The following is an 18611-nucleotide window of genomic DNA, read 5'->3' as shown; positions in this document are numbered from 1 at the left end:
ATGAAGAACGCGGCGATCGCCGCCAAGATGGCGGCGCTGCCGTCGATCCCGAAGGAGCTGATTGACCAGTTCGTCTCGGGGCCCATGACCGGCGATGCCGTGAACGCGGCGACGGTGGCATTCAAGAAGGCGTTGATCGAGCGCGCCCTGGGTGCCGAGATGTCGCACCATTTGGGCTACCCGAATGGCGCGAGCAAGCCCGAGGCCGGCACTGCCAACCAGCGCAACGGCCGCAGCGCCAAGACCGTGCTGACCGACGATGGGCCGCTGCGCATCGAAGTCCCGCGCGACCGCGCCGGCTCCTTCGAGCCGGTGCTCATCCCTGCACGAACGCCGCTTCACCGGCTTCGACGACAAGATCGTGGCCATGTACGCGCGCGGCCTGACCATGCGCGAGATCCAGGGCTTCCTGCTGGAGAGCTACGGCGTGGAGGTGTCGCCCGAGTTCATCAGTTCGGTCACCGACGCCGTCATGGCCGAGGTCACCGCCTGGCAGGCGCGCCCGCTGGAGCCGATGTACCCGGTGGTCTTCTTCGACGCCTTGCGCGTGAAGATCAAGGAAGACGCGGTGGTGCGCAACAAGGCCATCTACCTGGCCCTGGGCGTGCTGCCCGATGGCACGCGCGACATCCTGGGCTTGTGGATCGAGGGCACCGAAGGCGCCAAGTTCTGGATGAAGGTGTTCAACGACTTGAAGACCCGCGGCGTCAATGACATCCTCATTGCCGTCACCGACGGCTTGAAGGGCATGCCCGAAGCGCTGGCGGCGGTGTACCCGGCCACCACGCTGCAGACGTGCATCGTGCACCTGATTCGCAACTCCCTGGACTACGCCAGTTGGAAGGATCGCAAGCTGCTGGCGGCGGCCATCAGGCCGATCTACACGGCCGCCAGCGCAGAGGCGGCCGAGGCCGAACTCGACGCCTTCGCTCAAGGCCCGTGGGGCGTCAAGTTCCCCACCGTGGTGGCGGCCTGGCGTCGGGCGTGGGACCGGGTGATTCCGTTCTTTGCATTTCCACCGTCCATCCGCCGGGTGATCTACACGACCAACGCCATCGAGAGCATCAACGCGCGACTGCGCAAGATCATCAAGACACGGGGACACTTCCCCAGTGACGATGCGGCCTCCAAGCTGATCTGGCTGGCGCTGCGCAACATAACGGCCGACTGGGGACGGGCAGCCAAGGATTGGAAGGAGGCGATGAACCAGTTCGCGATACTCCACGAAGATCGCTTCACGCAGCCGACCCATGGCGCCAGCAGCAAGGAGGTTGAACCATGAATACATGGCTCAACCGGGGCGCCTCCGGCGGCCTGGCAGGGGCCTGAAGACAGAAGAGAAATCAATCGAGAGCAGATCAACCAACCGCCTCGAACACAAAAATTCAGACAGGCCCTTGCCGCGCACCACGTCGCGCAGGCCCAGCCGGCGCATCAGCCGCTCCACGGTGCAGCGGGCGACCGTGAAGCCTTCGCGCTGCAACTGCTGCCAGACTTTGTCGGCACCGTAGATCTGATGGTTGGATCGCCAGACGCGTTCGATGTGCGGCATCAACACCGCATCGCGCTGCGCCCGAGCACACAGCAGTTCCGAGTGACGCTGGCGGGCCGCATGGCGCCGATAGGCTGACGGGGCAAACTGCAGTGCCCTGTGCTGCAGCACACGCACCTGCTCGGGGATGACGTCCATCTGCTCGCTGACCTCGGCGCCGATCTCCACCAGCGCCTGGCCATCACTCAAGTTCAAGGACACCAGGATCGAGCGCATCACGTTCGAGCTAGCACGCCTGAACGCCTGGAGGTTCGGCGCCAGGACCGAGGCCACAACCGCCCAGCAACGCCAACTGTTCGAAGAGACATTGGCCGAGGACGAGGCCAGCCTGCGGGCCCTGCTGGGCGAAGGCAACAGAGCTTCCCTAAGCCGCGCTATAATTTATGGTTTGCGACGGTGGCTGTAGCTCAGTTGGTAGAGTCCCAGATTGTGATTCTGGTCGTCGTGGGTTCGAGTCCCATCAGCCACCCCAGAAATTATTCTTATAGATCAGGCACTTAGGTGCCTTTTATTTTTTCCGGGGATAACGCAGGGATAAACCACCGCCCCGCGTCACCTGCGCCGCACCTCTCTCACGACGAGCGCTGCGGCGACGAAGACAAGCACAGCCAAGCCGTGGGGCGTGGCGAGCAGCCAGAGCGCCCCTGTCAAGTCCCACTTCACCGCACCCTCGCCGCCAGTTCGTTGAACTGCGCACCACGGTCAGCGATGCCAAGGCGCCGTGTCCGCTGGACCGGGTGAACCGGCAGTTCAGCGCGCAGCGGCCCAACCAGCTGTGGGTCTCGGACTTCACATACGTGTCCACCTGGCAGGGCTGGCTGTACGTGGCCTTCGTGGTCGACGTGTTCGCTCGGCGCATCGTGGCGATGGGGCTTGAAGGCCACGCACAAAGGCCTTCGTGGTCGACGTGTTCGCTCGGCGCATCGTGGGTTGGCGCGTGAGCAGCTTCATGCGCACGGACTTTGTCCTGGACGTGCTGGAGCAGGCCTTGTACGAGCGCAGACCTGAGCGTGAAGATGCCCTCGTCTGTCATTCGGACCGCAGCTCGCAATACGTCAGCATTCGCTACACCGAGCGGCTGGCCGAGGCCGGCATCGAGCCGTCGATGGGCAGCAAGGGCGACTCCTAAGACAACGCGCTGGCCGAGACCATCAATGGGTTGTACAAGGCCGAAGTGATCCATCGGCGCACGGCATGGAAGACCAGGGAATCGGTGGAATTGGCCACACTGCAGTGGGTATCCTGGTTCAACAACCAGCGCCTGATGGGCCCCCTGGGCTACGTGCCGCCGGCCGAGTTCGAGGCCAACTACTATCGAATTCTTGAGCAGCAGACCATATCGGCCTGACTCAAGCCAATGGGCCTCCGTGAAAGCCCGGGCGGTTCAATGAGGCGCAGCTGCCTTGGAACATCGAATTTCCAACCTCGTAGCGCGGGCCGTCTACACATCGACCGCGCCAACATCCAGAGCGTGGCTTATTGACGGCTTTGCCTCAGCGAGAGGGCCTGGGTACGGCCTTCAACGATCTATCTGGCGCGAAGCGCGCGCTTTGGTGAGACCCGGTGACACTTCATGATCACCCCATTGGGAGATGGGTCTCCAAGCTGCTGAAAAGTGGCGGATAAACCGGAAACTTGAGATCAGATGGCGCTACATGGAGCATCATTCAATGTTTTGCACCTGCTCGCGCATCTGCTCGATCAGCACTTTCATATCCACGCTGATGCGCGTCAGCTCCAGCCCCGCGGACTTCGATCCCAGCGTGTTGGCTTCGCGGTGCAGTTCCTGGATGAGGAAGTCCAGCCGCTTGCCAGCCTCGCCGCCTCTGGTCAGGACGTCTTCGATTTCGTCCAGGTGAGCCGCGAGGCGCTCCAGTTCCTCGGCCACGTCGATACGGATCGCGAACGCGGTGGCTTCTGCCAGGGCGCGTTCTTGGCCAGCTGCTTCGGAGACATTGCTGTCGGCAACACCCAGTGCTTCGTTCCAGCGCACGATGAAGCGCTGCTTTTGCGCTTCCACGGACCGAGGAATCAGCGGCGCGGCTTCCTTTGCCAGCCGGTGTAATTCGGTCAAACGCTCCTTGAGCAGATGGCTGAGCCGCGCGCCTTCACGGGCGCGCGCCGCGATGAAGTCGTCCAGCACGTTCCTGGCGAGCGGCAGCACGGCCTGCGCGATGCCGTCGTCGCCGGCTTCCGTTTTGTTCCCCGCCAGGCGCAGCACTTCGGCCACCGGCAGGGCCGGCGCATCGGGGAGCCAGGTGCGGACCTTGTCCTGCAGCGTGGCTAGGCGCTGCAGCATGGCCGTCGGCGGATCCGCCAATGCGCTCGCGTCGCGGCCTTCCACGTAGGCCCGCAGTTCGACCTTGCCGCGCTTCAGGCGTTGGCCCAGCAGTTCACGCAGGGCGGGTTCGTGCTGGCGCAACTCGTCCGGCAGGCGGAAGGCGAGGTCGAGAAATCGGCTGTTGACCGAGCGCAATTCGATGGCGAGGCGTGCGTGCGCATTCTTCCACGCCGGGTGGTCTCCCGAGGGCTGGGAGGCGGCTTGGTGGCCGCTGGCGTAGCCGGTCATACTGTAAACTGACATTCGAATATTCCCGGTGCGAAACGGTCACGGCGGTTGAGTTTCCTTCAGCGCCCAGTCGTCGCGTGGGTCGACTGGTCACCGCAAATTATGTCAAAGCTCAAGCCCGCTTCCTTGCCGCCCGATACGGTGATCGGCGGCTACCGCGTGCTGAACAAGATTTCCGCCGGCGGCTTTGGCGTGGTGTACCTGGCGGTGGATGACCAGGGACAGCAGGTCGCCATCAAGGAGTACTTGCCCTCGGCCCTGACCACGCGCGCGGCAGGCGAGTTGGTGCCCCAGGTGCCGCCGGAGAAGCTGTCGCTCTATCGGCTGGGCTTGAAGAGTTTCTTCGAGGAGGGGCGTTCGCTGGCGCAGATCTCCCACGCGTCGGTGGTAAGCGTGCTCAACTTCTTCCGCCAGAACGAGACCGTGTACATGGTCATGAACTACCTGGAGGGCGCCACCTTGCAGGATTTCATCGTCACGGCGCGCGACCTGAAGAAGCAGAAGGTGTTCCGCGAGTCCACCATCCGCTCGCTGTTCGACGAAATCCTGCGCGGCCTGCGCATCGTGCACCAGCACAAGATGCTGCACCTGGACCTGAAGCCAGCCAACATCTTCATCACCGACGACAACCGCGCGGTGATGCTGGACTTTGGCGCCGCGCGCGAAGTGCTGAACAAGGAAGGCAACTTCACCCGTCCCATGTACACCCCCGGCTTCGCCGCGCCCGAGATGTACCGACGCGATTCCACGATGGGGCCGTGGACCGACATCTACGCCATCGGTGCGTGCATCTATTCGTGCATGCAGGGCTATCCGCCCAACGACGCCCCGCAGCGGCTGGAGAAGGACCGGCTGGCGCTGGCGCTCACGCGCATGCGCGGGGTGTATTCGGACAACCTGATCGAGGTGGTGGAGTGGTGCATGTCGCTCGACCCGCTGTCTCGCCCGCAATCGGTGTTCGTGCTGCAGAAGGAGCTCAGCCGCGAGGGCGAGCGCCAGTACACCAAGCTGTCGGTGGGCGAGAAGGTGCGGTTGGGCTTCGACAACATGCTCACCGACACCAAGAAGAACCTCAAGCGCGCCACGTGCCTGGGCACGCGGATCAGGTGAGTCCCGCCTCATGAAGTTCTCGGTATTCCAGCTCAGCCGCCTCGGCGGCCGTGAGAAGAATGAAGACCGCATGGGCTACTGCTACACGCGGGACGCGGCCTTGTTCGTGCTGGCCGACGGCATGGGCGGGCACCCCGACGGCGAGGTGGCGGCGCAGATCGCGCTGCAGGTCCTGTCCGCGCGGTTCCAGCGCGAGGCCAGGCCGCGCCTGCCGGCGGCGCCGGCGTTCCTGTCGGCGGGCATCCTGTCGGCCCATCAGCGCATCATCCGCTACGCCAGCGAGCGCGGCATGCTCGACACCCCGCGCACCACGCTGGTGGCGGGGCTGATCCAGGGCGGCAAGCTGCACTGGATGCATTGCGGCGATTCGCGCCTGTACGTGGTGCGCGATGGCCAGTTGCTCACGCGCACGCGCGACCATTCGTACCTCGAGGCGCAGGTCCACGCCGGCATGGCCATCGAGGGCATCAACCGCAACGTGCTGTTCACCTGCCTGGGCTCCACCGTGCGGCCGATGTTCGACCTGGGCGGTCCGGTGTCCCTGGTCGAGGGCGACAAGGTGCTGCTGTGCTCCGACGGCCTGTGGGGCAGCGTGGGCGACGAGCAGATCGTCAGCACGCTGGCCGGCATGGCCGTGGCCGATGCCGTGCCGGCGCTGGTCGAGATGGCGCTCGTCGCCGCCGGCGAGTATTCCGACAACGTCACGGTGCTGGCGCTGGAATGGGAGACGCCGGCCGAGCCGCTCTTCCACGCCAGCGGCTTCACCGAGACCGAGACGATGGCGGACGACGGGTTCGCCTCCACCATCCAGACCGAGGACGTCGATCCGCTGCCCGACGAGATGGACGAAGCGGCCATCGAGCGCTCCATCGCCGAAATCAACGACGCCATCCAGCGCACCGCCACGCGGCGGCGCTGACCGTGCCGGCACCCGCCCCGCGCGGTGCCTTCCTGCCTGAACCCTCATCCTGACCTCATGACTGCTGATTCCGCCTCCGCCGGCCCGCATCGCACCGGCCGCGCCGCCGACGCCCTGCGCCCCGTGCGCATCACCCGCCACTACACCGTGCACGCCGAAGGATCGGTGCTGATCGAATTCGGCCAGACCAAGGTGCTGTGCACCGCCTCGGTCGCCGAAAAAGTGCCACCGCACAAGCGCGGCAGCGGCGAGGGCTGGGTCACGGCCGAATACGGCATGCTGCCGCGCGCCACGCACACGCGCGGCGACCGCGAGGCCGCGCGCGGCAAGCAGAGCGGCCGCACGCAGGAGATCCAGCGCCTGATCGGCCGCAGCCTGCGCGCCGTGTTCGACCTCCGGAAACTGGGCGAACGCACCATCCACCTCGACTGCGACGTCATCCAGGCCGACGGCGGCACGCGCACCGCCAGCATCACCGGCGCCTTCGTCGCCGCGCAGGACGCCGTGCGTTGGCTGATGCAGCGCGGCCTGCTGGCCGACACGCCGGTGCTGCAGCCGGTGGCCGCGATCTCGGTGGGCATCGTCGGCGGCGTGCCGCTGCTCGACCTGGACTATGGGGAAGACTCGGCCTGCGACACCGACATGAACGTGGTGATGACCGGCGCAGGCCACTTCGTCGAAGTGCAAGGCACCGCCGAAGGCGCCACCTTCTCGCGCGCCGAGATGGACCGCCTGCTGCAACTGGCCGAAAAGGGCATCGGCGAGCTGATCGCGCTGCAGCATGAATCGCTATCTAATTAATAGCTTATGGCTAAATACCCACGCGGGCTAATGGCACTTTTCTCGTGAAGATCGTTCTGGCTTCCAACAACCCCGGCAAGCTGGCCGAACTGCAGGCCATGCTGGCGCCGCTGTCGATGACGCTGGTGCGCCAGTCCGATCTGGGCATCGGCGAGGCCGATGAGCCGTTCCGCACCTTCGTCGAGAACGCGCTGGCCAAGGCGCGCCACGCCGCCGCCGCCAGCGGCCTGCCGGCGCTGGCCGACGACGCCGGCCTGTGCGTCGACGCCTTCGGTGGCCTGCCCGGCGTGGACACGGCGTACTACGCCACCCGGTTCGGCTACCCCAAGGGCGACGCCCACAACGTGCGCGCGCTGCTGGAGCAGATGGCCGGCATCGACAACCGTCGCGCCGCCATGGTCAGCACCCTGGTGGCGCTGCGCGGCGCCGACGACCCCGAGCCGCTCATCGCCGTCGGCCGCGTCGTGGGAGAAATTACCCGCGAGCCGCGCGGCAGCAACGGCTTCGGCTTCGACCCCGTGATGTTCATCCCGGCCTTCGGCAAGACCTTCGCCGAGTTGCCCGTCGAAGTGAAGAACGCGCACAGCCACCGCGGCCAGGCCGCCGCCGCCATGGCCCTACTGATACGCCAGCGCTGGCTATGACCCCGGTGGCCGATCTCGCGCACTACATGCGCCCCGGCCTACTGCAGCTGCGCGCGCTGCCGCCGCTGTCGCTCTACGTGCACCTGCCCTGGTGCCTGAAGAAGTGCCCGTACTGCGACTTCAATTCGCACGAGCCGCGCGCCGGCGCCGATGCCGCCGCGCAGCAGGCGCGCTACGTGGACGCCCTGGTGGCCGACCTGGAGGCCAGCCTGCCGTTCGTCTGGGGGCGGGCCGTGCACAGCGTGTTCATCGGCGGCGGCACGCCCAGCTTGTTCGCGCCCGAAGCCATCGACCGGCTGATCGCCGGCATCCGCGCCCGGCTGCCGCTGTCGGCCGTGTGCGAGATCACGCTGGAAGCCAACCCCGGCACCTTCGAGCGTGAGCGCTTCGCCGCCTTCCGCGCCGCCGGCGTGACGCGCCTGTCGGTCGGCGTGCAGAGCTTCAACGACGCGCACCTGTCGGCGCTGGGCCGCGTGCACGACGGCGCGCAGGCCCGCGCCGCGCTGGAGGAGGCCGCGCGCGCCTTCGACACCTTCAACCTCGACCTGATGTACGCGCTGCCCGGCCAGACCCTGGCCGAACTGCAACAGGACATCGACACCGCGCTGGCGTTCCAGCCGCCGCACCTATCGATCTACCACCTCACGATCGAGCCGAACACGGTGTTCGCCAAGTTCCCGCCGCGCGTGCCCGACGAGGACACCGCCTGGGCCATGCTCGACCGCATCACCGAGCGGACCGCGCAGGCCGGCATGGCGCGCTACGAGGTCTCCGCCTATGCGCGCCCCGGCCACCGTTGCGTGCACAACCTCAACTACTGGCAGTTCGGCGACTACCTGGGCCTGGGCGCGGGGGCGCACGGCAAGCTCAGCTTCGCGCACCGCATCCTGCGCCAGGTGCGGCACCGCCAGCCCGAGCTGTACATGGACCGCGCGCTGGCCGGCGACGCCGTGGCCCAGGCGCACGAGGTGGCGCGCCGCGACCTGCCGTTCGAGTACATGCTGAACGCGCTGCGCCTGAAGGACGGGTTCACGCTGCAGGACTTCATGGACCGCACCGGCCTGCCGCCCGGCAGCATCGCCGCCGCGCTGGGCGATGCCGAGCGCCGGGGCTGGCTGGAGCGCGACGGCGCCTGGCTGCGGCCGACGGCGCGCGGCTTCGACTTCCTCAGCGACGTCCTGCAGCTTTTTCTGCCCGACACCTGAGGTTGGCGGTGTCGGACGATGCGCCGCCCGGGCGAGCCCACGGCTGACGCGATGCGGTTGCGCGGGCCTACCGCGGTGTCGGGCGCGCCTGCCTACAGTCGAGCCATCACAAGGCATTCCTGGATTCATGGTCACCACGAAGCGCGCTTGTGACAACCTTCGCAACGCAAGGAGTTCGGCATGAACGAGGACACCCTCAAAGGCAACTGGCTGCAGGTCAAGGGCAAGATCAAGGAGCAGTGGGGCAAGCTGACCGACGACGACCTGGACGTGATCGCCGGCAAGCGCGACCAGTTGCTGGGCAAGCTCCAGGAGCGCCAAGGCCTCGCCAAGGACGCGGCGGAGAAGCAGCTCAAGGACTGGGAAGACCGCACCAAGTACCACTGGGACTGAGTCCCGGCAGGCCCGGCCGGCACGCAGGGCCGGGCAGGGGCTGAGCGAGGCCGCGTCGGCGACAGCGCCGCACGCGGCTTTTCTTCAGATGGCGCCCAGTCGGTGCGGTGCGGGAAACCCTGCCGAGACGACCAGATGCTCCAGCAGCGGCTGCCATTGGGCATTGGCGGCGATCATCCCCATCTGACCCTCATCCATGAAGCCGGCGCCGACGCCATGCCGCAGGAAGTCGAGCAGCGCGTCGTAATAGCCGTCCTGGTTCAGCAGGCCCACAGGCTTGTCGTGGTAGCCGAGTTGCCGCCAGGTCCAAGCCTCGAAGAATTCCTCGAAAGTGCCGATGCCGCCGGGCAGTGCCAGGAACGCGTCGGCGTGTTCGGCCATCAGGCGCTTGCGCTCGTGCATGGTGTCCACGATCAGCAACTCGGTGCAGCCCCGGTGCGCATGCTCGCGCTCGACCAGCGCACGCGGAATCACGCCGACCACGCGCGCGCCGGCGTCCAGCGCCGCGTCGGCCACCACGCCCATCAGCCCGCCGCGGCCGCCGCCATAGACGAGCTGGCCGCCGTGCTCGCCGATCCAGCGGCCCACGAGCGCGGCGGTCTGCGCGAAGGCCGGGGTCGATCCCGGGCGCGAGCCGCAATACACGCAGATGGAGAAAGCGGGGGGCGTGGCCATTCGTGTATCCATGGTCGTTACATCAGAAATCGGTGGTAGATCGCCGCCAGCCAGATGCCGCTGGCCAGCAGCAGGCTCAGCAGCACGGCGGCCGAGCCCATGTCCTTGGCGCGCTTGGACAACGGGTGCCATTCCGGGCCGATGCGGTCGATGGCGGCCTCGATGCCGCTGTTGAGCAGCTCGGCGATCAGCACCAGCAGCACCGAACCGGCCAGCAAGGCGGTTTCGACCCAGCCGCAGCCGACCCAGGGCGCGGTCGGCAGCAGGACGACGGCCGCGATCGCCTCTTGCCGGAAGGCCGTCTCCCTCCAGCCGGCGCGCAGGCCCTGCAGGGAATAGCCAGCCGCATGCCAGACGCGCGACAAGCCGGTGCGCGCTTTCTGCGGGTTGGCCGTGTCGGGCGGTGGACCTGCTGGCGTCATGAGGGGCGAGGTCCGGGTGTCGGGGGCCTGGCATCGACCAGCCGCGTACCCGCCCAGGCGTCGTGCCAGAACTGCTGATCGCGCTGAAAGCGGCTGAGCAGCGCCCACACGGCGACCCAGCCCACCACCAGCACCGCGACCTCGCCGGCGCGCAGGCCGAACGGGCCCATCACCGCCAGCGGGGGCAGGAACCAGAGCCAGCTCAGCGCGTAGCGCAGCAGGGCGCGGCCCTGGGTCAGCGGCCGGCTGGCGCGGTCGACCACGCGGATGTGCCAGGTCTTCATGGCCAGCGTCTGTCCCTTGGACCAGAACCAGACGAAGTAGATGCCGGAGACCACGAATACGAAAGCCTGCAGGCCGTGCCGATTGTCCAGGGCATGGCGTGTCTGGGTCAGAGCGCTGAACAGGTACCCAGCCAGGAAGACCACGCCGAACATCAGCGTGCCTTCGTACAGCCAGCAGGCCATGCGGCGGCGCAGCGAGGGCGTGCGCAACGCGGGCGCGTCGGGAGAGGGGGCGCCGGCGGTGGGCGAAGTCATGCGGGAAGCGGCGGCAAGTGGCGGTGGTGCGGGGAAAGCGGAGTTGGCCAGCCCAGGCTGGCATGCTCAGCCCACTGGCACAGTTCGATTTCAGCGGGCGGGCGCCGACGCCGGCGGCTGAGGCAGGAGTGTATGGCGGTTCACGGGCAGGGCGGGCCGCGCCGCGCCGGAGGCTGCGCTGGCGCTGGGCGCCACGGGCCGGGCCGGCCGCAGGATTTTGCCTGGCGGCACCGGACGCAGCGCCGGCGCGGCGCTGACCGGGGGCTTGGGCCGGTCGTTGGCGAGCCGTTCGCGCTCCTCGGCGGGCAAGGTCTGGTACTCCTCCCATTTGGCGCGCCGCTCGTCGGCCGGGACTTTGCGGACTTCGCCAAAGTTCAGGCGCGCCTGCGTGCGCTGCGCCGGGCTCAGGTTGGCCCATTCCGTCATGCGACTCTGCAGCGTGGTCTGCTCGGCGGGGGGCCTGCGGCTGAAGTTGTGCGCCAGGGCCAGCCATTTGCGCTGGTGCTCCAGGCTGAGCGTGGGCCAAAGCTCGGCCAGGGGGTGCAGCGCCGTCTTCTGCTCGATGGTCAGGTCGCTCCACTCGACACTGCCCACCACGGGCCCGATGGTTTGGTGGCCACCCGGCGTCCACTGCGCGAGCGCGGGCAGGGCCAGCACGAGAGCGAGTGTGAGGACGGCGGCCTGCAGCAACTGGAGCATCGGGAATGGGGCGGGTGTCGGCCTATCGGCTGGACGGCGGATCGTCGGCGCGGGTTTTCAGGAATTGCAGGAAGCCGGGGTCGGCATAGGCCTCGGGCGGCAGATCGTCCGTCAGCAGGGCTGCGTCGAGGTCGGCTATTTCCATGGCACGGTCATCGTCCTGCACGATGTTGACGGCCACCAGGCCAATCGCCAGGGCCACGACCAGCGCCGCTGAACTCATGCGTCCCCAAAAGCCCAGCCCGTCGTCGCCAAAGCCCAGCATGGCGACCGGGCCGCTGCGCGATACCGTGCTGGCCACGCGCTGCCGCGCAACGGCCACCGGCTGCTTGCGGCGGGCCACGGCCTGCTCGCGCGCCACCCGCAGCCGCTCGCGGATGTCGTGGGGCATGTCCTCGGCGCCGGCCGACAGCCGGGCGGCCACTCGCAGTCCGAAGCGGTTCTGCGCGATGTCGTGGCGCTGCAGGTGTTGGTTGGTGTTCATGGCAGGATTCCCTTGGCGCGCAACGCCTTCGCCAATGCGTGGACTGCGCGCGAACAGTGCGTCTTGACGCTGCCTTCCGAGCAACCCATGGCGGCGGCGGTTTCGGCAACGTCCAGTTCCTCCCAGTAACGCATCAGAAACGCCTCTCGTTGACGGTTGGGCAGTGCCTGGACCTGTAACTCGATTTCCCTCAGAACCTGCGTCCGGCGCGTGGAGTCCTCGGCGCTCTCGACCTGCTCGGAGGCGGAGGCCCCCGCGAACGCTTCCAGAAGATCGAAATCGCCCTCGCCGTCGGCCGGCTCGAAGTCGCTCATGTTCGAGAATACAGCGTTGCGCGTCTTCTGGCGGCGAAACCAGTCCAGTGTGCTGTTCGACAGGATGCGTTGGAACAGCAGCGGCAATTCGGCCGGGGGTTTGTCACCGTAATGCTCGGCCAGCTTCATCATGCTGTCCTGCACGACGTCCAGGGCTGCGTCCGCGTCGCGCACGTGGTAGACGGTGCGCTTGAAAGCCCGCTTCTCGACGCTCCTGAGAAAGTCGGATAGTTCTTGTTCGGTGGCCAAGGGCGTCGGATGGGGCGGCGAATGCGGGGCAGGCGCTGGATACCGCTGGAATCGGGTGGCCGCAGGGGCGCGGCCTGAGCGCTCTCTCTTGTTCTCCTCGGCGCGATTATGGCACCCGCCGCGGACCTTCTTGGCACCGCATTCCCGGTTCCCATGTTGCGGTGCGATAATGCGCGTTGCAGTCAAAAAGGCAAACGGGTCACCGTCCGGCGGGCAGGCATAGATTCCCGTCCATGGCGCGTGGTCTCAAGTCCTGGCGCGGCCCCACGAGGGCTGGCAAGGGGCACCCAAGGTTTTTCGTCAGAGAAATTCTCGAAAGGTTGATCGACATGGAAATCTCCAAGGCCGAACTCAAATCGGCGGCCGCAGCATCCTCGCGCGGCCAGGACTCTCCCCAAGAACTCGCGGCGCGGAAATCCTGGTCAAGGCCCTGCAGGCCGAGGGCGTGAAGTACGTCTGGGGCTACCCCGGCGGCGCGGTATTGCACATCTACGACGCGTTCTACAAGCAGGACACCATCCAGCACGTGCTGGTGCGCCACGAGCAGGCGGCCGTGCACGCGGCCGACGGCTACGCGCGCGCCACGGGTGACGTGGGCGTGGCGCTGGTCACCTCCGGCCCCGGCGTCACCAACGCCATCACCGGCATCGCCACCGCCTACATGGACTCGATCCCGATGGTGATCATCACCGGGCAGGTGCCCACGCCCGCCATCGGGCTGGACGCCTTCCAGGAGTGCGACACCGTGGGCATCACCCGCCCCATCGTCAAGCACAACTTCCTGGTCAAGGACGCGCGTCAGATGGCGGAGGTGATGAAGAAGGCCTTCCACATCGCGCGCTCCGGCCGCCCGGGCCCGGTGGTGGTCGACATTCCCAAGGACGTGTCTTTCAACAAGGCCGTCTACAAAGGCTACCCCGAGAGCGTGGAGATGCGCTCCTACAACCCGGTGAAGAAGGGCCACGGCGGCCAGATCCGCAAGGCGCTGCAACTGCTGATGGGCGCCAAGCGGCCCTATATCTACACCGGCGGCGGCGTGCTGCTGGCCAATGCCACCAACGAGCTGCGCGCGCTGGTCGATCTGCTGGGCTTTCCGGTCACCAACACGCTGATGGGCTTGGGCGCCTTCCCGGCGTCGGACCGGCGCTTCCTGGGCATGCTGGGCATGCACGGCACCTGGGAGGCCAACAACGCCATGCAGAACTGCGACGTGTTGCTGGCCGTGGGCGCGCGCTTCGACGACCGGGTGATCGGCAACCCCAAGCATTTCGCGCAGAACGAGCGCAAGATCATCCACATCGACATTGACCCGTCCAGCATCTCCAAGCGCGTGAAGGTGGACGTGCCCATCGTCGGCGACGTCAAGGACGTGCTGATCGAGCTGATCGGCATGGTCAAGGAATCCGCTGCCCGCCCTGACGGGGCCGCGCTGGCCGACTGGTGGAAGGCGATCGAGGGCTGGCGCTCGCGCGACTGCCTGAAGTACGACCGCGGCAACGCGGACGTCATCAAGCCGCAGTACGTGGTTGAGACGCTGTGGAACATGACGAAGGACGCCGATGCCTACGTCACCTCCGACGTTGGCCAGCACCAGATGTGGGCGGCGCAGTACTACCGCTTCGACGAGCCGCGCCGCTGGATCAACTCCGGCGGCCTCGGCACCATGGGCGTGGGCATCCCTTACGCCATGGGCATCAAGCTGGCGCGGCCCGAGAGCGAGGTGTACTGCGTCACCGGCGAAGGCTCGGTGCAGATGTGCATCCAGGAGCTGTCCACCTGCCTGCAGTACAACACGCCCATCAAGATCCTCTCGCTCAACAACCGCTACCTGGGCATGGTGCGCCAGTGGCAGGAGATCGAATACTCCGGCCGCTACAGCCACAGCTACATGGACGCGCTGCCCAACTTCGTCAAGCTGGCCGAGGCCTACGGCCACGTCGGCATGCTGATCGAGCGCCCGCAGGACGTGGAGCCGGCGCTGCGCGAGGCGCGCAAGCTCAAGGACCGCACCGTGTTCATGGACTTCCGCACCGATCCGACTGAAAACGTCTTCCCGATGGTGCAGGCCGGCAAGGGCATCACCGAGATGCTGCTGGGCGCCGAAGACCTTTAAGCCAAAAAAGGCTGCCAGCCAGCATCCCTGTTGCGCCTGCAGCTATCCAATCAATAGCAAGACGAATCTATCGTCCGCCGAGCCCGCGGCTTACCGGCCACGGGGGAGGGCGGCGAGAAGAGGAATCACCATGAAACACATCATCGCCGTACTGATCGAGAACGAAGCGGGAGCGCTCTCCCGCGTGGTGGGCCTGTTCTCGGCCCGGGGCTACAACATCGAATCGCTCATCGTCGCGCCGACCGAGGACGAAAGCCTGTCGCGCATGACCATCCAGACGCGCGGCTCCGACGAGGTCATCGAGCAGATCACCAAGCACCTCAACCGCCTGATCGAGGTGGTGAAGGTGGTGGACCTGACCGAGGGCAGCTACATCGAGCGCGAGCACATGATGGTCAAGGTGCGCGCCGTCGGCAAGGAGCGCGAGGAGATCAAGCGCACCGCCGACATCTTCCGCGGCCGCGTCATCGACGTCACCGACAAGAGCTACACCATCGAGTTGACCGGCGACCAAGGCAAGAACGACGCCTTCCTGAACTCCATCGACAAGACCGCCATCCTCGAGACCGTGCGCACCGGCGGCAGCGGCATCGGCCGGGGCGAGCGTTTGTTGAAGATTTGAGGCCGTAGCCCGTGCCGGTATTACGCCGACAGCTCTTAATTAAATAGCAATCCGATCATTCAAGGAGAAACCCGTGAAAGTGTTCTACGACAAAGACTGTGACCTGTCCCTCATCAAGGGCAAGACCGTGGCCATCATCGGCTACGGCAGCCAGGGCCACGCCCATGCACAGAACCTGAACGACAGCGGCGTCAAGGTCGTGGTCGGCCTGCGCAAGGGCGGCGCCAGCTGGGACAAGGTCGGCAAGGCCGGCCTGAACGTGCTCGAAGTCAACGACGCCGTGAAGGCCGCCGACGTGGTCATGATCCTGCTGCCCGACGAGCAGATCGCCGAGGTCTACAAGAACAACGTCGAGCCCAACATCAAGGAAGGCGCCTCGCTGGCCTTCGCCCACGGCTTCAACGTGCACTACAACCAGGTCGTGCCGCGCGCCGACCTGGACGTGTGGATGGTCGCCCCCAAGGCCCCCGGACACACCGTGCGCAATACCTACACCCAGGGCGGCGGCGTGCCCCACCTGGTGGCCGTGCACCAGGACAAGAGCGGCAAGGCGCGTGACCTGGCCCTGAGCTACGCCATGGCCAACGGCGGCGGCAAGGCCGGCATCATCGAGACCAACTTCAAGGAAGAGACCGAGACCGACCTGTTCGGCGAGCAGGCCGTGCTGTGCGGCGGCGCCGTCGAGCTGATCAAGATGGGCTACGAGACGCTGGTCGAAGCCGGCTACGCGCCCGAGATGGCCTATTTCGAGTGCCTGCACGAGCTGAAATTGATCGTGGACCTGATCTACGAAGGCGGCATTGCCAACATGAACTACTCGATCTCGAACAACGCCGAATACGGCGAGTACGTGACCGGCCCCGAGGTCATCAACGAGCAGTCGCGCGCCGCCATGCGCAACGCGCTCAAGCGCATCCAGAACGGCGACTACGCCAAGATGTTCATCCTGGAAGGCCGCACCGGCTACCCCGGCATGACAGCCCGCCGCCGCAACACCGCCGACCACAGCATCGAAGTGGTGGGCGCCCAGTTGCGCGCCATGATGCCCTGGATCGCCAAGAACAAGCTGGTGGACCAGACCCGCAACTGAGAGGCTGAGAGTCTTTCGTCCATGCCCGCCTTGCACGCCAAAACACCCCGGCTCGTCGTTGCAAATGCTCGCCATAGCCCGAGCCATGGCTGCGCTTTGCGCCTAGATCCGGGGCGTTTTGACGCACCTTTCGGGCACGGCCAAAAAACTCTCAGCCTCTGATGCCGGGATCGGCGCACGGATGGCCCGGCCATTCGATGCGCCTGGCGCAAAACAAAGCCACTGCTTGCAGTGGCTTTGTTTTTGGGTGTCAGCCGGCAGGTGCGCCGACCCGGAGGTGAAAATCCTCTACCGGCCCATCTTCCGGGGATGGCGATTCAGGCCGCGTCGGCCTTGCCCTCATCCAGCGCCCACGGCATGCGCAGCCGCACCACCGTCGCGCCGGGCTCCGATGCGACGGACAGCGTCGCGCCCAGGCGCCGCGCGCGGGCTTGCATGCTGTGCATGCCGGTGCCCGGTGCGCCTTCGCCGTCCGCGCACAGGCCCACGCCGTCGTCGCTGATGGCAAGGCGCAGCGCGCCATCGGCATGCACCAGCTCAATGCGCACCTGACGGGCACCCGCGTGCTTGAGCACATTGGCCAGCGCCTCCTGCACCACGCGCAGCAGGTCAAGGCTCTGCGTGGTGCTCAGGTACACCCGCTCCAGGTTTTCCACGCGCCAGCGCACGTCGATGTCGTGCGGCTCGAACTGGCGCGTCGTGCGGTGGCGCAGCGGCGCCAGCAACTCATCCAGCGAATGCTCGCCGTACTGCTGGGCCGCGGCGGTGTCGATGATCAGCCGCAGGTCGTCGCGCAGCTCGCGGAACATGCCCAGCACCTCGCGTGAGGGCAGATGGCTCGGTGCCTGTTCCAGCGCCGCGATGTTGCCAATCAGCATGCCGCCCAGGCCATCGTGCAGGTCATGCGCCAGGCTCACCCGCTCGCCCAGCCGCGCATGCACCAGCTCCAGCTCGTGCTGCCGCGCCAGCGTGCTCGCCAGTTCGGCGCGCGCCGCCGCCACATTGCGTTGCAGCTCGGTGTTGAAGCCCTCGATGCGGCGCAGGTTGCGCACGAAATTCCACGCCAGCACCACCGCCACGCCAATCACCGACAGTTGCACCGTGGCCGTCGCGTAGTAGTCATTGCCGGGAATCACCCGCACAAAAGTCAGCCCGTCATGCACCGCCGCGACCAGCATCAGCAGCGCGATCAGCGCCAGCGCGCGCTGATCGGTGCGCCCGTGGCGCCAGGCCACATGCACAAACACCAGGTTGGTCAGCAGATACACCCCCAGCGCCCACAGCGTGAGCGCATCGCGCGCCAGGCGCATCCCGGTGTGCGGCGCCAGCAGCAGCCACCCGCACCCTGCCAGCGCCATCGCCCACAGCCATGCCTCGCGCCGCGGCCAGCGCAAATCGCAAAAGCGCAGCACGAACATCGCGTAGCAGGCCACATAGACCACCACCGCCATGGTGTTGAACGCCTCGAACGCATCGGTGGTGGCGAACGGCCACACGCTGGTGGTGATCTGGTTCCACGCCACGCCCACCCACAGCAGTTGCTGCACGCCATACCAGCCGTAGGCCACCTCTTGCCGCCGCAGCAGCCACAACACCAGAAAGAAACAACCCAGCGTCGCGCACAGCGCCGTCGAATAGAGGTTCAGATCACGCCGCTGCCAGCGTTCGCGCTCATACGCGGCCTGCACCACGACGGGCGCACCCAGGCGCACCGCCCCCAGCCCCGGCTGATAGGCCGCCAACCCCGACACCCGGATCAGCAGGGTGTTGTCGCCCGCCTGCAGCAGCGGCGCGGCCAGCAAAAAGTAGCGCGGCATGTTCCACATCCGCGTCAGCGGCTCCACCAGGCTGGTGTCACGCGCAATCTCGGTGCCATTGATGCGAACCGCACCGGCCATGATCAGGTATTCCAGCAGCAGGCCGGTGTCCGCCAACGGCGCGGGCGCCGTCCAGGTCAGCCGGTACCACACCACGCCGTCAAACGTGGGCCAGCGCGTGCTCCAGTCGTCGGGCAGCGTCACCGCCTGCCAGCCCGTCACGGGCGGCACCTGCGCGCTCCAGTCGCTGCGCACCGCCTCGACGCGGTTCGGCCAAGCGCGGCCTGCGTCCTGCGCCACGCTCGCGGTGGTCGCGGTGGTCGCGGTGTTCACGCAGAGCGCAAGCAGGCACACCAGGCAGCGGACGAGACGAAGGATCAACGGCCGTGCCTTT

At 66.8% G+C, this 18611-nt stretch carries 17 protein-coding genes, 1 tRNA gene and 4 pseudogenes; 13 read left to right on the top strand and 9 right to left on the bottom strand.

All coding sequences use genetic code 11. From position 1 onward, the window contains the following. Positions 1-27: 27 nt before the first annotated feature. Positions 28-1282: pseudogene (locus tag IPG65_RS17685) on the top strand (IS256 family transposase). A gap of 114 nt (positions 1283-1396) precedes the next feature. Here the strand turns inward: IPG65_RS17685 and IPG65_RS17680 are convergent. Then, positions 1397-1735 (bottom strand): annotated as a pseudogene (locus tag IPG65_RS17680) (IS3 family transposase); the annotation flags it as partial. On the opposite strand from IPG65_RS17680, the gene IPG65_RS17675 reads away from it, so the two are divergent. The 3 genes and pseudogenes from IPG65_RS17675 to IPG65_RS17665 all read left to right on the top strand — a co-directional run. Then, positions 1680-1958: a hypothetical protein gene (locus IPG65_RS17675; protein ID WP_293192358.1), complete on the top strand. Its 279-nt coding sequence runs from the start codon at positions 1680-1682 to the stop codon at positions 1956-1958. The pseudogene IPG65_RS17680 and the gene IPG65_RS17675 sit on opposite strands and share 56 nt — an antisense overlap. Next, a tRNA-His gene (locus IPG65_RS17670) sits at positions 1949-2024 on the top strand. The genes IPG65_RS17675 and IPG65_RS17670 overlap by 10 nt, the downstream gene beginning before the upstream one ends. Before the next feature lie 217 nt (positions 2025-2241). Then, a pseudogene (locus IPG65_RS17665) lies at positions 2242-2900 on the top strand (IS3 family transposase); the annotation flags it as partial. 315 nt (positions 2901-3215) lie between these two features. Here the strand turns inward: IPG65_RS17665 and IPG65_RS17660 are convergent. Beyond that, on the bottom strand, positions 3216-4136 hold the full coding sequence (locus tag IPG65_RS17660) for a YicC/YloC family endoribonuclease (protein WP_293192356.1): 921 nt from the start codon (positions 4134-4136) through the stop codon (positions 3216-3218). 87 nt (positions 4137-4223) lie between these two features. On the opposite strand from IPG65_RS17660, the gene IPG65_RS17655 reads away from it, so the two are divergent. The 6 genes from IPG65_RS17655 (at position 4224) to IPG65_RS17630 (ending at position 9193) form a co-directional block, all read left to right on the top strand. Next, on the top strand, positions 4224-5231 hold the full coding sequence (locus IPG65_RS17655) for a serine/threonine-protein kinase (protein ID WP_293192355.1): 1008 nt from the start codon (positions 4224-4226) through the stop codon (positions 5229-5231). A 10-nt stretch (positions 5232-5241) separates the two neighbouring features. Then, positions 5242-6150, top strand: coding sequence for a protein phosphatase 2C domain-containing protein (locus IPG65_RS17650; protein WP_293192353.1), 909 nt, complete (start codon positions 5242-5244; stop codon positions 6148-6150). A 57-nt stretch (positions 6151-6207) separates the two neighbouring features. Then, positions 6208-6951, top strand: a complete 744-nt coding sequence (gene rph, locus IPG65_RS17645; protein ID WP_293192351.1) for a ribonuclease PH — start codon at positions 6208-6210, stop codon at positions 6949-6951. Positions 6952-6995: 44 nt separating this feature from the next. Next, on the top strand, positions 6996-7595 hold the full coding sequence (gene rdgB, locus IPG65_RS17640; RefSeq protein WP_293192348.1) for an RdgB/HAM1 family non-canonical purine NTP pyrophosphatase: 600 nt from the start codon (positions 6996-6998) through the stop codon (positions 7593-7595). Continuing rightward, entirely contained in the window at positions 7592-8800 is a 1209-nt protein-coding gene (gene hemW / locus IPG65_RS17635) for a radical SAM family heme chaperone HemW (protein ID WP_293192346.1), read from the top strand. Before rdgB ends, hemW begins: the two co-directional genes overlap by 4 nt. A gap of 180 nt (positions 8801-8980) precedes the next feature. After that, a complete protein-coding gene (locus tag IPG65_RS17630) occupies positions 8981-9193 on the top strand; it encodes a CsbD family protein (protein ID WP_293192344.1) in 213 nt (70 codons plus the stop codon). An 84-nt stretch (positions 9194-9277) separates the two neighbouring features. Here the strand turns inward: IPG65_RS17630 and IPG65_RS17625 are convergent, their stop codons facing one another. The 6 genes from IPG65_RS17625 to IPG65_RS17600 all read right to left on the bottom strand — a co-directional run bounded on the left by IPG65_RS17625 (position 9278) and on the right by IPG65_RS17600 (position 12575). Next, positions 9278-9868 (bottom strand): TIGR00730 family Rossman fold protein, encoded by a 591-nt coding sequence (locus IPG65_RS17625; protein WP_293192342.1) that lies wholly within the window; start codon positions 9866-9868, stop codon positions 9278-9280. A gap of 17 nt (positions 9869-9885) precedes the next feature. Continuing rightward, on the bottom strand, positions 9886-10290 hold the full coding sequence (locus IPG65_RS17620; RefSeq protein WP_293192340.1) for a diacylglycerol kinase: 405 nt from the start codon (positions 10288-10290) through the stop codon (positions 9886-9888). Further along, on the bottom strand, positions 10287-10829 hold the full coding sequence (locus IPG65_RS17615) for an RDD family protein (RefSeq protein WP_293192338.1): 543 nt from the start codon (positions 10827-10829) through the stop codon (positions 10287-10289). Before IPG65_RS17615 ends, IPG65_RS17620 begins: the two co-directional genes overlap by 4 nt. Before the next feature lie 90 nt (positions 10830-10919). Continuing rightward, the gene (locus tag IPG65_RS17610) at positions 10920-11528 is read right to left on the bottom strand and encodes a DUF3106 domain-containing protein (RefSeq protein ID WP_293192336.1); all 609 of its coding nucleotides are present in this window, start codon (positions 11526-11528) and stop codon (positions 10920-10922) included. Between the two features lie 22 nt (positions 11529-11550). Next, positions 11551-12012, bottom strand: a complete 462-nt coding sequence (locus IPG65_RS17605) for a DUF3619 family protein (RefSeq protein ID WP_293192334.1) — start codon at positions 12010-12012, stop codon at positions 11551-11553. Then, positions 12009-12575, bottom strand: a complete 567-nt coding sequence (locus IPG65_RS17600) for an RNA polymerase sigma factor (protein ID WP_293192332.1) — start codon at positions 12573-12575, stop codon at positions 12009-12011. Before IPG65_RS17600 ends, IPG65_RS17605 begins: the two co-directional genes overlap by 4 nt. A gap of 329 nt (positions 12576-12904) precedes the next feature. Here IPG65_RS17600 and IPG65_RS17595 point away from each other — a divergent pair. From IPG65_RS17595 to ilvC, 3 genes and pseudogenes are all read left to right on the top strand, one after another. After that, a pseudogene (locus tag IPG65_RS17595) lies at positions 12905-14688 on the top strand (acetolactate synthase 3 catalytic subunit). 130 nt (positions 14689-14818) lie between these two features. Beyond that, on the top strand, positions 14819-15310 hold the full coding sequence (ilvN, locus tag IPG65_RS17590) for an acetolactate synthase small subunit (RefSeq protein ID WP_293192330.1): 492 nt from the start codon (positions 14819-14821) through the stop codon (positions 15308-15310). A gap of 73 nt (positions 15311-15383) precedes the next feature. Then, positions 15384-16400 (top strand): ketol-acid reductoisomerase, encoded by a 1017-nt coding sequence (gene ilvC, locus IPG65_RS17585; protein WP_293192328.1) that lies wholly within the window; start codon positions 15384-15386, stop codon positions 16398-16400. Between the two features lie 317 nt (positions 16401-16717). On the opposite strand, the gene IPG65_RS17580 is transcribed toward ilvC, so the two are convergent. Further along, positions 16718-18550, bottom strand: a complete 1833-nt coding sequence (locus IPG65_RS17580) for a 7TM diverse intracellular signaling domain-containing protein (RefSeq protein ID WP_293192326.1) — start codon at positions 18548-18550, stop codon at positions 16718-16720. Positions 18551-18611: the final 61 nt, after the last annotated feature.

Origin of the sequence: Ottowia sp. (assembly GCF_016703145.1) — a bacterium.
GTDB lineage: Bacteria > Pseudomonadota > Gammaproteobacteria > Burkholderiales > Burkholderiaceae_C > Ottowia.
The sequence above is the reverse complement of the archived record's forward strand: the minus strand, read 5'-3'. Positions and strand labels throughout refer to the sequence as shown.

What these genes read in the sequence shown, in the direction of transcription:
- IPG65_RS17675 (WP_293192358.1), top strand. Translation starts at nt 1,680, where the DNA reads ATGACGTCCATCTGCTCGCTGACCTCGGCGCCGATCTCCACCAGCGCC.
- IPG65_RS17660 (WP_293192356.1), bottom strand. Translation starts at nt 4,136, where the DNA reads ATGTCAGTTTACAGTATGACCGGCTACGCCAGCGGCCACCAAGCCGCC.
- IPG65_RS17655 (WP_293192355.1), top strand. Translation starts at nt 4,224, where the DNA reads ATGTCAAAGCTCAAGCCCGCTTCCTTGCCGCCCGATACGGTGATCGGC.
- IPG65_RS17650 (WP_293192353.1), top strand. Translation starts at nt 5,242, where the DNA reads ATGAAGTTCTCGGTATTCCAGCTCAGCCGCCTCGGCGGCCGTGAGAAG.
- rph (WP_293192351.1), top strand. Translation starts at nt 6,208, where the DNA reads ATGACTGCTGATTCCGCCTCCGCCGGCCCGCATCGCACCGGCCGCGCC.
- hemW (WP_293192346.1), top strand. Translation starts at nt 7,592, where the DNA reads ATGACCCCGGTGGCCGATCTCGCGCACTACATGCGCCCCGGCCTACTG.
- IPG65_RS17630 (WP_293192344.1), top strand. Translation starts at nt 8,981, where the DNA reads ATGAACGAGGACACCCTCAAAGGCAACTGGCTGCAGGTCAAGGGCAAG.
- IPG65_RS17625 (WP_293192342.1), bottom strand. Translation starts at nt 9,868, where the DNA reads ATGGCCACGCCCCCCGCTTTCTCCATCTGCGTGTATTGCGGCTCGCGC.
- IPG65_RS17620 (WP_293192340.1), bottom strand. Translation starts at nt 10,290, where the DNA reads ATGACGCCAGCAGGTCCACCGCCCGACACGGCCAACCCGCAGAAAGCG.
- IPG65_RS17615 (WP_293192338.1), bottom strand. Translation starts at nt 10,829, where the DNA reads ATGACTTCGCCCACCGCCGGCGCCCCCTCTCCCGACGCGCCCGCGTTG.
- IPG65_RS17610 (WP_293192336.1), bottom strand. Translation starts at nt 11,528, where the DNA reads ATGCTCCAGTTGCTGCAGGCCGCCGTCCTCACACTCGCTCTCGTGCTG.
- IPG65_RS17605 (WP_293192334.1), bottom strand. Translation starts at nt 12,012, where the DNA reads ATGAACACCAACCAACACCTGCAGCGCCACGACATCGCGCAGAACCGC.
- ilvN (WP_293192330.1), top strand. Translation starts at nt 14,819, where the DNA reads ATGAAACACATCATCGCCGTACTGATCGAGAACGAAGCGGGAGCGCTC.